The organism is Nocardia sp. NPDC005998, assembly GCF_040614395.1.
Lineage (GTDB): Bacteria > Actinomycetota > Actinomycetes > Mycobacteriales > Mycobacteriaceae > Nocardia.
This window is the reverse complement of record NZ_JBEXUI010000007.1, coordinates 30,797-43,550: the sequence shown is the minus strand read 5'-3', so window position 1 is coordinate 43,550 and position 12,754 is coordinate 30,797. Positions and strand designations below refer to the sequence as shown.

Below are 12,754 nucleotides of genomic sequence, written 5' to 3'. Positions count from 1 at the left end.
TCGACTCTTGCCTGGGTAACCGTTCGGTCGGGCTCGGCGCGCCAGTGTGAGGTAGGTGCGCGATGTCGGCGACCAGCGTGAGTGAATTCGACCCGCGTGAGCCGGGTTTGCTGATGAACCCGGACGGCCCGAGCGCGCCGGCGCGAATGCTCCTGGCGACCTGCCTCGGCGCGGTGCGCCCGGTATTGCGCCTGTTTCCGGTCAGCCGGGCGACCATTCCGGTCGGCGCCGTCGCGATCGACACCCTGGCCCGGTTACGGCCGCAGCCGCGCGGCGTCGATCGGGAACAGGTGGCGCTGAACGGGTTTCGAATGGAGATCCTGCGCCCGTCGGGTGGTTCGCGTGCCCTGCGGCACGGCGCGGTGCTGTACATGCACGGTGGCGGCTTCGCCATCTGCGGACTGGGCACCCATCGTCCCATCGCGGCCAGCCTGGCCCGGCGCACCGGACTGCCCGTGGTCAATGTCGACTACCGGCAACTGCCGGGACGCAGTATCGCCGAGGCGATCGAGGATTGTCTGAGCGCCTACCGCTGGCTGCTGCGGCACGGCGCGGACCCGTCCCGGATCGTCTTGGCAGGCGATTCGGCGGGCGGGTTCCTGGCCTTCAGCACCGCACTGCGCGCCATCGAGGCCGGTCTGCCGTCCCCGGGTGGGCTGGTGGGGCTGAGCCCGCTCCTCGATCTGGACTACGCGGCCAAGCGGGACTACGTGAATGTCGAGCGCGATCCCTATCTTCCGCTGTCCGCGCTGGAGGCGGTCGTGCGGATCGGTGCGGAGTTGGACGGCAAGCTGGATCCGATGATGTCGCCGGTCAACGGCGCCTTGGCGACTCTGCCGCCGGTGCTGCTGATCGCCGCCGAGGACGAGGTGCTGCGCCATGACTGCGAGCTGATGGCCCGCAGGCTGACCGCGGCCGGTGTACCGAACGCGCTGGAGATCTGGCGCGGTCAGGTGCACGCCTTCATGGCCATTGCCCCCAATCTGCCCGAGAGCAGGATGGCGCTGGCCCGGGTATCCCGGTTCGTCCGCGCTCGACTCGAGCAGCCGCAGCGGGCTCGGACGGCTTGACCTGGATCGGCCGGACGAGTCGACCCCGCCTCCCGACTGTGCCTTCGGGCAGTCGGGAGGCGGGGTTCTTTGCTTGCGCCGCGGCTGTGGAATTTCCGTGGTCGTCCAAAGAATTCCCTGCGCGCCGAATTCCGGCCGCCATTTAGTTCGACTGCATTCACCTTTTGTTCATTTATTGGACAGGTCGAGTTTTTCTGACTCTGCCGTGTCGAACCGTGCAATCACTGTTCCGTAATTCGACCGAAACAGCAGAAACCCCGCCCGATCGGACCGGGCGGGGTTTCTGGCTCGTTTCAGTTGTGTAGAGCCGTCGCTCGACTTACTTCGGCGCGTTGAACGGCGCGGAGGTGGTGGCGAAGTACTGGATCGCCGCACCGATCGCAACCGGAGCCGTGATCAGGATCTGACCGGCCAGGGTGCCCAGCGCACCGACGGCGATGATGCCGCCGAGGCAGCCGATGGCGGCGGCCGGGATGAACGCACCGAACAGACCGACGATGGCGGCCGAGGCAACGGTCGCACCGGCGATACCGCCGAGGACGCAGCCGATGGCGCCGCCGCCGAGGCCACCGACCAGGGTGCCGATGGTGGCGCCCATGGCGACGGTGTCCTTCATGCGGTTGAAGGCGGCCACCTCACGGTCGTACGGGGTCTTGAACGGGGCCTGGTCCTCGAAGGGCAGCGCGACCGGCTTGTAGGTGGCGTGCGCCATGTCGATCTGGGGGGTCAGGGTGGCGGTGCGGTCGGAGATCTCCGCCGCGACCGGGAATTCGAAATCATCGATGCGAGCCGTGAGCGGGGTGCCCGCGACGGTGGTGCCGTTGGCGGCCTTGATCTTGAGGGCGTTGTCCTCGACGACCAGCGAGCCGGCGTCGATCGAGATGATCGACTGGGTGTCGGTCGCGTGGGCGGTGAAGTTGATCGGGGCGTCGGCGGACTCCGCCGGAGCCGCGTTCACGGTACCTGCAGTGATGCCCATGGCGGCGATCAGCAGTGCCGACGTCGCGGCGAATTTCCTCATCAGCATTTGTTCTGGACCTCGATGTGAAGCGTTCGGAGGGGACTAGACGATCGAAATCTAGACCAGCTAACGAGCGGTGAACCGTTTGTGACCGTTTATTCAAATTTTGTTCACCATCACGACCCGAAGCTTGGTGGGTTCTTTGAAATCACTACGTTGACCATGGTTTTTTGCGGGAATCCGAACTAATCGCCTTTCTTTACAATCGCTTAGCGTGATGAAGCTCACAGATTAGAAACTCTCGCTGCGCAGGTGGTCGCAGGGAAGCGGCTCCGGCGTCGGCACACGGCCGCGGCGACGTAAGGTCATGGGGTGCGACTGCTCGTAACCGGCGGGGCCGGGTTCATCGGTGCGAATTTCGTCCAACAGACGGTGGCCGAGCGGCCCGACGCCACTGTAACCGTCCTTGACGCCCTGACCTACGCGGGAAATCGGGCCTCGCTCGATTCGGTGGCCGACCGCATCGATTTCGTACACGGTGATATCGCCGATCTGGATCTGGTGGACGAACTCGTCAGCGGTGTCGACGCCGTGGTGCACTTCGCCGCCGAATCGCATAACGACAACTCCCTCGCCGAACCGTGGCCGTTCGTGCAGACCAATATCGTCGGCACCTACTCGCTGCTGCAAGCGGTGCGCCGCCACGAGGTGCGCTACCACCATGTCTCCACCGATGAGGTCTACGGCGATCTCACCCCGGACGGGCCCGCATTCGACGAGAACACCCCCTACAACCCGTCCAGCCCCTACTCGGCCACCAAGGCATCGAGCGATCTGCTGGTGCGCGCCTGGACCCGCTCGTTCGGCGTCCGCGCGACGATCTCCAACTGCAGCAACAACTACGGGCCGTATCAGCATGTGGAGAAGTTCATCCCGCGCCAGATCACCAATCTCATCGATGGGGTTCGGCCGCGGCTCTACGGTGCCGGACACCAGGTGCGCGACTGGATCCACGTCGATGACCACAACCGCGCGGTATGGGACATCCTGGAGCGCGGGCGGACCGGCCGGACCTATCTGATCGGTGCCGACGGCGAACTCGACAACAAGTCGGTGGTGCGGATGATCCTCGAGGCCTTCGACCGCGATCCGGACGACTTCGACCATGTCACCGACCGCGCCGGCCACGACCAGCGCTATGCGATCGATGCGTCGCTGCTGCGCACCGAACTCGGTTGGACGCCGAGGTATTCGGATTTCCGTGCCGGGCTGGCCGCCACCATCCAGTGGTACCGCGATAACGAGAGCTGGTGGCGTCCGGCCAAGGCCAGCACCGAACGCGCGTACGCCGATGCGGGCGAGCGGACCGTCAACGCCTGAACTCTTCCCGCCTCCGCGAGCCTCTGGCCGGATGTTGGGAGCGCCGAGGTTCAGCTCCCGGGCCGACGGTCGGTGTGTGCTCGGGTTCTGGGTGTACCCGGTGAGGTACCCATGTCCTTCCGAAATCAGTTGTCGCTCGGCACGAACCGAGAGCGCGGGGGTCTGTCAGCCCCAGACGATCGAGTAGTACTTCCAGAGCGCGGCGATCAGGGCCACCAGCGCGGCCGCGATAATCGTGATCGCCGGACCCTTGGCCGGGGTCCGACCGCGGACATCGGTGAGCCGCAATGGCATCCAGCGCAGCAGCACCACCAGCGCCAGGATCGCCAGCGGTACGAAGTACCGGCCCTGTACGCCGTCGATGATGTAGTAGCCGACCGGGGTGAACGACATGTACAGCGTCACATAGATCATCGCGACGCTCGCGAGCACGGTCAGCGCCACGATCAGCGTGCGCCGGAAGGTGGCGGTCGCGGTGTTCATCCGATCCGCGATACCGACGCTCACCGCGAATGCGAGCAGGCAGGCCAGCACCGTCAGGGCGGGGACGTCGATGTAGGCGAAGCCGAGTTCACCGAAGAACTGAGTGAACCACCGCTGGTCGCGCAGTGCGATGCTCTCGCCGAAGACGTTCACGAAATCCAACGGGTCGCTGAGGATGCCGTGCAGCTGATCGCTGGGCCGCACCGAATTCCACTGGTGCGGTGGGCGCATCAGGCCCATACCGTCGGTGGTCGGTGCCGCGATCTTCATCCAGACCGCGAAGGCCGCCGCGCCCAATGCCGCGAAACCCCATGGGAGCAGACGCTTCCAGCCGGAATTGCCGCCGAAGGCGAACCGGTCCGTCGGCACCAGCACCACGAGCATGGCCAGTAGTACATAGGTCGGCTTGCTGACCGGCAGCGCGATGGTCGCGGCCAGCAGCGCCGCGGTTTCGACGCGACCGAGGCCGTTGCCGAGGAACAGTGCCTTGACCAGCAGCGCGGAGACCAGAATGGCCAGTGCGTTGGTCAGGGTATCGGCGGTGACGGTGCCCGCCTGGAAGACCGCGATCGGCAGTACGGCGACGGTGAACGCCAGCCACTGCACCCGATGCGCGCGCAGGGCGTAGAGGCCGAATCCGACGAGGGCGAGATAGACGGCCAGGCCCGCCAGGCGGGTCAGCAGCATCATGGCGCCGACATTGAGCCCGAACAGTTCGGCGAGCCGAATGCCGATGGCGGCCGGGATATACGGCACCGGCGAGTAGGCGGCGGTATTGGTGAACCAGACCGCTTCCTCGGTCTTCGACACCGCGGCGCCCTCGAATCGGGCATAGGCGCCGGGATCGGCGACCATCGGATCCGGCTCATCCGGATTGGTCGTGTAATCGTGCAGCGCGTAGCCCATCAGCGCGGTGATGCTCGATGGCACATCGCCGCCGTAGGAGATGCCGCGATTGTCGGGGATCCGCTCGGGTCGGAACCCGCCGTGCGCGACCTGATAGGCGCGACCGAACTGGGTGATCTCGTCGTGGCCCCAGAACGGCGGGGTGATCCACGCGAACAGCGCACCGAAGACCGTGACGATGATGGTGAAGGCGATCGTGGCGGCGCCGAAGCGGGCCACGATCCGACGTCCGAAATCGCGGTTCGGGTTCGTGGCCGGAGCGTCGCTGTCCGTGCTGCTCGAATCCCGCTCGGTGGCACCGGATTCGGAGGCGGACGCGGGCAGTGCCGTCGAATCCCCAACGGCGGTATCGCTATCCGCGCTCAGCGCCGGTTCCGGGTTCGATTCGGTTGCGGCGGTTGCGGTCCGATCCGCCGAGGTGGTCAACGCTCGGCTCCACCGGTGTCATCCGCGCCGACCGCCGAATACCGCAGGTAGACAAGTCGCGCGGCCTCGTGCCGGGAGCGCCGGATGCCATCCAGGATCAGGCCGGCGGTCCAGGCCAGGCTGCCGAGCAGCAGCAGGGTGAAGCCGAGGAACAGCGTCGGGAAGCGCGGCACCTCATGGGTGTTGTAGAACTCGACCACGATCGGGATGGTCAGGATGATCGAGACCAGCCAGCTCAGCGTGCCGAACAGTCCGTAGAACGCGACCGGCCGCTCATGTCTGGCCAATCCGATGATCAGCGCCAGGATCTTGAACCCGTCGTGGTAGGTGCGCAGCTTGCTCTCACTGCCCGCGGGCCGATCACGGAAGCCGACCGGCACCGCGGTCTGCGGCACCCGCAGATGCAGGGAGTGCACGGTCAGTTCGGTTTCGATCTCGAATTCGCGCGAGACGGCCGGGAAGCTCTTGACGAACCGGCGTGAGAACACCCGGAAGCCGCTGAGCATATCCTCGACGTTCTCGCCGAACACCTTGCCGACGACGCCGTTGAGCACCTTGTTTCCGGTCTCGTGGCCGGAGCGGTAGGCCGATGCGCCCGCGTCCTGTTTACGCACACCGAGCACATGGTCATAGGGGCCGTCGAGCAGTGTCTTGATCATCAGCGGTGCGGCCGACGCCTCATAGGTGTCGTCGCCGTCGATCATCAGATAGATATCGGCCTCGATATCGGCGAAGGCGCGGCGCACCACATTGCCCTTGCCCTTGGTGTGTTCATGGCGCACGATCGCCCCGGCCGCGCGGGCCCGTTCGGCGGTCGCGTCGGTGCTGAGGTTGTCGTAGACGTAGACGACGATTCCCGGCACGGCGGCCTGCAGGTCGGCGACGACCTTGGCGACCGAAGCCTCCTCGTTGTGGCACGGCACCACTGCGGCAATTCGGAGCTCGGTGGAGTCCACCCGGTCAATCCTCGATGTCGGCGGTGAATGGGGAACACCGGGAGGGTACAGGGCTGCACCGCTTGGTGCTCACTCGGTTCCGAGCCTACTGGGGTACCGTCGCCGAGTGCCTTACCCCGAGCAGCCCGTGTCATTCTCCGAGCGGTCCGGCTCCCCGCAATCGACGCCGGTCGACGCTGCGGAGCCGCCGGTGGACGACTCGCTGACCGCGAAGGTGATCGCCGCGCTGCGGCGCGGTGGTGCGTTCCTGGTGGTCGGCGCGATCGGCTTCGTCGTCGACGCGGGCACCTATAACCTGCTGGTTTTCTGGGGCGGCGAGGGTGTGCTGTACCACGCGCCGCTGCCCGCCAAGATCATTGCGATCGCCGTGGCGACCGTGGTGACCTACTTCGGTAACAAGTGGTGGACCTTCGGGCACAAGAAATCCGACAATCCCGGTCGCGAATATTTGTTGTATGCCGTGTTCAACGTGGTCGCTATCGGTCTGCAACTGGGTTGCCTCGGATTCTCCCGCTATGTTCTCGACCTGTCGTCACCGCTCTCGGACAACATCTCCGGCACGCTCATCGGCCAGATCGTCGCGGTGGTATTTCGCTATTGGGCCTATGACAAATTCGTATTCGTCGGTTCGGCGAACGCATCAGCTAATAGCGAGCAACATAGATGATGGCGGTGGCCGGGTTGCTGGACAGGCGGTTGCCGAGTCCGGTTGATATCCTCGGCCCCGCCGCGAACGGCCATCCTGGGGCATGTCTGTCCCGTCGGCACCAAAACGATTTCGAGGACCTTCATGGATCAGTCGGCTACCAAAGCCGTTACCGAGACGAATGACCGCCCTTCGACCGCGCCCGCCTCGCTGCGCGCCGATCATCAGGCGCCGGATCGGTTGGTGCTGCAGCGCGGCATCTTCACCGGGCCGTCGGCGAAGGTGAGCGATGAGCTGTACGCCGTCGTCAAGGGCAGAGCGCATCGGGAACGGCTGGAGCTGCGACTGGACAAGGGCGCCTCCGCGCACACCAACACCTATTTCGGGCGGTTCGCGGCCAGCTACTGGCAGCGCTGGACCACGGTCACCGAGGTGTGGGCGACCATGGTGCTGGATGTGACCAAGCGGGCCAGGATTCGGCTCGTCGCCTCCGATATCGCCGGGCACCGCCGGATCATCGACACCGCCGAGGTCACCGCGAGTGGCCCCTTGACCTTGACCGCACCGCTGGACCAGTACGTCGACGGCGGCGCGCTGTGGCTCGAATTCGATGCCATCGGCGGCGAACTCGGCATCTCCGCGCAGACCTGGACAGCGACCGCGCCCGATCACGTGCGCCCCGTCGCCATCGCGATCTGCACCTTCAACCGGGCCGCGGACTGCGCCGAGACGGTGGCCGCACTGGCCTCCGACGCGCCGATACTCGCGGCCATCGACGCGGTGTACGTGGTCGATCAGGGCACCGATCTGGTCGAGAACCAGCCGCGCTTCCAAGAGACCCTGCCGGTCTTCGGTGACAAGCTGCGATACATCCGCCAGCCGAATCTCGGCGGGGCGGGCGGGTTCACCCGTGGCCTCTACGAGGTGTCCGCGGTCAACGAGCACGCCGACGTCATCCTGATGGACGACGACATCCTCTGCGAGCCGGAAACGGTATTGCGGCTCAATGCCTTCGCCAATCTGACCGCGGAACCGACCCTGGTCGGCGCGCAGATGCTGTTCCTGCTCAACCCCGACTACCTCAATGTCGGCGCCGAGGAAGTGCATCTGCACGAACTCAAGCACGGCCAGAAGGTGTCGAAGGCGCTGCGCAACACCAGCATGCTCAAGAAGAACCAGGAGCGCCGCGTCGACGCCGGGTACAACGCCTGGTGGACCTGTCTGATCCCGGCCGAGGTGGTCGCCAAGATCGGGCTGCCGGTGCCGATCTTCTTCCAGTGGGACGATGTCGAATACGGCATCCGGGCCCGCGAGCACGGATTCGTCACGGTCACGCTGCCCAATGCCGCGGTGTGGCATGCCGACTTCTACTGGAAGGACTACGACGACTGGGCGCGCTACTTCAGCACGCGCAATTCGCTCATCGTCGGTTCGCTGCACGCTGATCTCGATGGCAAGGCCATTACCCGCCAGCTGTTCCGCAGTCTGGCCGAACACCTGGTCGCCATGCAGTACGGCCTGGTGCACACCACGCTGCAGGGCATCGAGGATTTCCTCCAGGGCCCGAAGATCCTGCGCGACGGCGGTATCGCGGCCCTGGCCGCTGCCCGCACCGGCCGCGCGGACTACCCGGAGACGATCAAACATCCGGCCGCGACCCCGCCGGTCCGCTCGGCCGATATCCAAATGCGCCGCGCCGGTGGCGAACCGAGCCGGGTGACCGCGGTCCTGATCAAGCGGGCCATCGCCCAGTGGACCGGCCGCACCCAGCGCGGCCTGATCGGCGTCACCCGCGAGGACGCGCACTGGTGGCACGTCGCGCTCTTCGATCATGTCGTGGTCACCGATGCCTCACAGTCCGGCGTCCGAATCCGCCAGCGCGACAAGGCCCGCGCCCGCGCCCTGCTGATCCGCACCATCCGCGTCCTGCGCCGCCTGCGCCGCGACCTGCCCACCCTGACGCGGCAGTACCGCGCCGCCGTCCCCGAACTGACCAGCCGCGAGAACTGGGAGCGCCTGTACGGCATCAAGCCGGACTAGCCCCGAACATTCGCCACGCACCCGTTGCGCGCTACATCCCGGCCTAGCGGACTAGAACTGCTGTCGCACAACCAGTGACTAGCGCGCACAGGGTGTGAGGTCTGCGCGACCGTCACTGGTTATGCGTGATGATCGTTGATCTGCCGATAATTTGCGCGCGGTTCGCGGAACGTGACCGGTCTTCGGGCGCGGCTGTTCAGTGCAGCACGGTTTCGAATGCGGTGTATGCGCGCTCGTCGAACAGGACGAAGCGAACTTCGGTGAGGTTTGTCGTTGTGCTGCGGACGGTTTCGATGGCGATGCGTGCGCCGTCGTCGATCGGCCAGCGGTAGATGCCGGTGGAGATGGCCGGGAAGGCGATGGTGTGGGCGCCCAATTCGTCTGCTACCCGCAGTGATTCGCCGTAGCAGGAGGCGAGCAGGGGGCTGCGGTCCTCGGTTGCGGACCAGACCGGGCCGACGGTGTGGATGACCCACTGGGCCGACAGCCGCCCCGCGGTGGTGGCGACGGCCTGACCGGTCGGTAGCCCCCTGCCGTAGTGCGATGCCCGCAGATCACGGCAGGCGTCCAGAATTTCGGGACCACCCGCGCGATGGATCGCGCCGTCGACCCCGCCACCGCCGAGCAGCGATGAATTGGCCGCGTTGACGATCGCGTCCACCGACTGTTTCGTGATATCGCCACGGACCAAGGTGATGGTGACCACGGTATCGACGGTAGCGGCAAGTAGGGCCATTGCCGAAAGGCCACCCTCGGCCCGTGTGGCGTGCCGAGGGTGGCCGCCGTCGGTCAGAGGAACAGGTCGGTGGTCAGTTCGGTATCGCCGGGGACCACCCGGTACTTGTCGAGGTCGGTGATGCCGTGAGCGGCCAGGACCTCGTCATCGAGGAAGAAGTTGCCGCTGGTCTCCTTCGACGGTGAGGTCAGCACCAGGTAGGCGGCATCGGCGTAGATATCGGGGGTACGGGAGGTGGCGACCATCTCCTCGCCGCCGAGCAAATTCCTGACCGCGGCGGTGGCGATGGTGGTGCGCGGCCACAGCGAGTTGACGGCGATGCCGTCGCCCTTGAGTTCCTCGGCCAAACCCAGTGTGGTGAGCGACATTCCGTACTTGGCGATGGTGTAGCCCAGTGCCATGCCCGCCCACTTCGGGTCCAGGTTGAGCGGCGGGGACAGGGTCAGGATGTGCGGATTGCGGCCCGCCGCGGCCGATTCGCGCAGCGCGGGAATGCTGAGCTTGGCGAGCAGGAAGCTGCCGCGGCAGTTGATGTCCTGCATGAGGTCGTACTTCTTCATGGAGATGGCGTCGGTGGGCGAGAGGTCGATCGCCGACGCGTTATTGACCACGATATCGATGCCGCCGAAGCGCTCGACGGTCTGCCGCACGGCCTCGGCGACCGACTCATCGATGCGCACATCGCCGACGAAGGGCAGTACCGTGCCGCCCGCCGCCTCGAGTTCCGCCGCCGCGGTATGGATGGTGCCGGGGAGCTTGGGATGGGGCTGGTCGGTCTTGGCGATCAGGGTGATATTCGCGCCGTCGGCCGCGGCCCGCCTGGCGATCTCCAGACCGATGCCGCGGCTGCCGCCGGACATGATCATCGTCCTGCCCGCCAGCGGCTTGGATCCCGGTTCCGTCATGACCTGCTCCTGTCGTCGATGCCGCGGGTGGGTGCGCCCGCGGCCGTGCTGACCCGGTGGGCGACCTGCGAGCAGTCGCCAGCGGGTGTTGTGCAGGTTAAGCGTAACCCAGATCCTTATGCAACCAGTTGCATAGGGTACTCGAAAAAAGGCGCCGGAAATCCGACGCCTTTCCGTCCCACCTGTTAGATGCTGGAGGCTCCGGCGATCAACAGGATGTTCAGCAGGATGATCAGTGCCGCGAAGGCCCAGGTGATGTAGATGAAGACGACGCCGGGCGCCTTCTGCGGAACCGGGCCGATCGCGCCATTGAGGAAGATGATCGCGGGCGGCTTGTAGTAGAACCGCGCGCCCTGACCTTCCTGAACCACCGCCGTCGCATTCGCCGGGCCCATATCGAACAGCCAGGGCGTGGTCACCCGCACGTGGTACTGACCGGGACCGACCGGTATGTGGTTCTGCCCCCACCGCGTATTCGGCACCCGCTGACCGTTCACCAGAATCTTCGGCTTGGTTATCGCCAGCAGGAAGGAGAACCATTCATAGGAGGCCTCGACGGTGATTCCGGGTGGGGCCGGAGGTGCGCCGTAGCCCGCCTGTTGCGGGGCCGGTTGCCCATAGGGCGCGGGTGGCTGGCCGTACGGTTGCTGGCCGTAGGGCGGAGCGGGCTGACCGTACGGTTGCGGCTGTGCGAGGTGCGGCTGGCTGCCGTACTGCGGTTGCGGAATGTGCGGCTGGCTGCCATAGGGCGGCTGCGGAATATGCGGTTGGCTGACCGGTGGCTGCCCCGCGGGCGGCGCATACTGCGGTGGCGCACCGTAGGGATTCGGCGCGCCCTGTGGCGCAGGCTGACCATACGCGGGCTGTCCGGGCCATTGCCCGGGCTGGCCCTGAGGCGGATACCCGCCGGGGTAACTCATCGGAACCCTCCCGTTTAGCGATTGTGCGTGCCGACCCTACCGTGTTGCTGTGGGGTTCGCTGGGCCCGTCGGGGCGCGCCGGCCGGCTGCCCGGCCTGTCGCTCCCCGCCGGGTATCCGGTCGAATCAGCGTCGCGAGCCGCGCTCCTGGTAGAACTGCCGCTGCTGCTTGTGGATACCGCGCCACACCTTCGCGCGTTCGGCCGCCAGCCGCTTATCCGATCGCGCTGCGTTCCAGGCGTTTTCCCGTTCGAGCTTGCGGTAGCTGTCGAAGCGCCGCTGGGTGAGTGCGCCGTTGTCGATGGCCTGCTGTACCGCGCAGCCGGGTTCGCCGTTGTGCGCGCAGTCGTCGAATCGGCATTGCGCCGCGAGGGATTCGATATCGCTGAAGGTCTTCTCGATGCCTTCGGCCGCATCCCAGATTCCGATGCCGCGCAGTCCGGGCGTATCGATCAGGGTGCCGCCGCCGGGCAGCGGCCGCAGCTCCCGATGCACGGTGGTATGCCTGCCCTTCCTATCCGCCGCGCGAACGGCACCGGTGGCGAAGACTTCCTGGCCGAGCAGGGCATTGGCGAGCGTCGATTTCCCGACGCCGGACGGACCGATCAACGCGACGGTGCCGTCGAGCATCGCGGTGAGCACATCCAGTCCGTATCCGCTGTCCGCGCTGACCGCGAGCGCGACCGCACCGGGTGCGACGGCCTGCACCTCATCGAGCGGAATATCCAGCGCCGCATCCGCTTTGGTGAGCACCACGACCGGTTGTGCGTTACTCTCCCAGGCCAGTGCGAGCATCCGCTCGATCCGGCCGAGATCGATATCGCCATCGGCCGCACTGCAGATCAGCACGGTATCGACATTCGCGGCGAGCACCTGGCCCTGTGCGCGGCGGTCCGTGGCTGAGCGCATGATCGCGCCCCGGCGCGGAAGCAGTTGTCGCACATTCAGTTCGGCATCGATGCTCACCCAATCACCGGTGCATAATCCGCTGATCTCGGAATCAGGCGTATTCAACCGCGGGCAACGGGCACGCACGGATCCGGTCGGCGTCGCGACATCGCATTCGCTGCGATCCATCCGGATCACCCGGGCCGGTACACACCCGTCTGCGATGAGCGCGGCATATTCGTTGGCAACGGCTTCGGTCCAGCCGTAAGGGACGAGAAGGTCGTGGTCGACCATGGTGGAAGGAATCCTTCGTCGGGCGCCGAGCCCGAACCGGACTCAGCGAGAGGTATCTGAGGTGGAAGTCCGTGCGGCAGTGTGCGTTTGCACAGCTGACCCGGGCACGACAAACTCAACGTTGCGTGTCACGATTTCCACCTC

11 protein-coding genes are annotated in these 12,754 nt (G+C 66.1%); 4 read left to right on the top strand and 7 right to left on the bottom strand.

Annotated features, from left to right (window positions below):
* The first annotated feature begins 62 nt into the window (after positions 1–62).
* Entirely contained in the window at positions 63–1,070 is a 1,008-nt protein-coding gene (locus ABZ293_RS12885) for an alpha/beta hydrolase (RefSeq protein WP_355180096.1), read from the top strand.
* A gap of 319 nt (positions 1,071–1,389) precedes the next feature.
* On the opposite strand, the gene ABZ293_RS12880 is transcribed toward ABZ293_RS12885, so the two are convergent.
* Positions 1,390–2,097 carry a hypothetical protein gene (locus ABZ293_RS12880; RefSeq protein ID WP_355180094.1) on the bottom strand — a complete coding sequence of 236 codons (708 nt, stop codon included), beginning with the start codon at positions 2,095–2,097 and terminating at the stop codon, positions 1,390–1,392.
* A gap of 306 nt (positions 2,098–2,403) precedes the next feature.
* Here ABZ293_RS12880 and rfbB point away from each other — a divergent pair, with 306 nt between their 5' ends.
* A complete protein-coding gene (gene rfbB / locus ABZ293_RS12875) occupies positions 2,404–3,411 on the top strand; it encodes a dTDP-glucose 4,6-dehydratase (protein ID WP_355180092.1) in 1,008 nt (335 codons plus the stop codon).
* Positions 3,412–3,576: 165 nt separating this feature from the next.
* Here the strand turns inward: rfbB and ABZ293_RS12870 are convergent, their stop codons facing one another.
* Both ABZ293_RS12870 and ABZ293_RS12865 read right to left on the bottom strand, forming a co-directional pair.
* Positions 3,577–5,226 carry a DUF2142 domain-containing protein gene (locus ABZ293_RS12870; protein ID WP_355180090.1) on the bottom strand — a complete coding sequence of 550 codons (1,650 nt, stop codon included), beginning with the start codon at positions 5,224–5,226 and terminating at the stop codon, positions 3,577–3,579.
* Entirely contained in the window at positions 5,223–6,182 is a 960-nt protein-coding gene (locus tag ABZ293_RS12865; protein ID WP_355180088.1) for a glycosyltransferase, read from the bottom strand. Before ABZ293_RS12865 ends, ABZ293_RS12870 begins: the two co-directional genes overlap by 4 nt.
* A 106-nt stretch (positions 6,183–6,288) precedes the next feature.
* Here ABZ293_RS12865 and ABZ293_RS12860 point away from each other — a divergent pair, with 106 nt between their 5' ends.
* The gene (locus ABZ293_RS12860; RefSeq protein ID WP_355180086.1) at positions 6,289–6,849 is read left to right on the top strand and encodes a GtrA family protein; all 561 of its coding nucleotides are present in this window, start codon (positions 6,289–6,291) and stop codon (positions 6,847–6,849) included.
* A gap of 123 nt (positions 6,850–6,972) precedes the next feature.
* Entirely contained in the window at positions 6,973–8,868 is a 1,896-nt protein-coding gene (locus ABZ293_RS12855) for a glycosyltransferase (RefSeq protein WP_355180084.1), read from the top strand.
* Between the two features lie 196 nt (positions 8,869–9,064).
* Here ABZ293_RS12855 and ABZ293_RS12850 read toward each other — a convergent pair whose 3' ends face one another.
* From ABZ293_RS12850 to rsgA, 4 genes are all read right to left on the bottom strand, one after another.
* Entirely contained in the window at positions 9,065–9,574 is a 510-nt protein-coding gene (locus tag ABZ293_RS12850) for an O-acetyl-ADP-ribose deacetylase (RefSeq protein ID WP_355180361.1), read from the bottom strand.
* Between the two features lie 83 nt (positions 9,575–9,657).
* Positions 9,658–10,509 carry an NAD(P)-dependent oxidoreductase gene (locus ABZ293_RS12845; protein WP_355180082.1) on the bottom strand — a complete coding sequence of 284 codons (852 nt, stop codon included), beginning with the start codon at positions 10,507–10,509 and terminating at the stop codon, positions 9,658–9,660.
* A gap of 185 nt (positions 10,510–10,694) precedes the next feature.
* The gene (locus tag ABZ293_RS12840) at positions 10,695–11,429 is read right to left on the bottom strand and encodes a hypothetical protein (RefSeq protein WP_355180080.1); all 735 of its coding nucleotides are present in this window, start codon (positions 11,427–11,429) and stop codon (positions 10,695–10,697) included.
* A 125-nt stretch (positions 11,430–11,554) separates the two neighbouring features.
* The gene (gene rsgA / locus ABZ293_RS12835) at positions 11,555–12,610 is read right to left on the bottom strand and encodes a ribosome small subunit-dependent GTPase A (RefSeq protein ID WP_355180078.1); all 1,056 of its coding nucleotides are present in this window, start codon (positions 12,608–12,610) and stop codon (positions 11,555–11,557) included.
* Between the last annotated feature and the right edge of the window lie 144 nt (positions 12,611–12,754).